General features: G+C 67.5%; 1 pseudogene. It reads right to left on the reverse strand.

Annotated elements, in window-relative coordinates:
- Window positions 1-188: 188 nt before the first annotated feature.
- A pseudogene (locus ACQ4LH_RS22180) lies at window positions 189-250 on the reverse strand (N-succinylarginine dihydrolase); the annotation flags it as partial.

The raw sequence follows: 250 nt of genomic DNA on the forward strand, positions 1-250 counted from the left end.
CGCTCCGCTCGCCGCATGGGACGGCGTCGTGTATATGAGACAGTTGGGGGCCACGCGCAGGCCCAGGGCTGGAGGGCCAGCGCCGGTCTGCATGCGCGGCGTGAGGTCTGTCTCCTATACACATCTGACGCTCCCGCCGCCGCGCCACGANTCGTCTCGTGGGCCGGAGATGTGTATAAGAGACAGTTGAGCGCCACGCGCAGGCGCAGGCAAGCCGGGCCACCGCCGTTCTGCATGCTCTGCTTGAGGT

This window comes from Pseudomonas peli (genome assembly GCF_050563605.1).
GTDB classification, from domain to species: domain Bacteria; phylum Pseudomonadota; class Gammaproteobacteria; order Pseudomonadales; family Pseudomonadaceae; genus Aquipseudomonas; species Aquipseudomonas peli_A.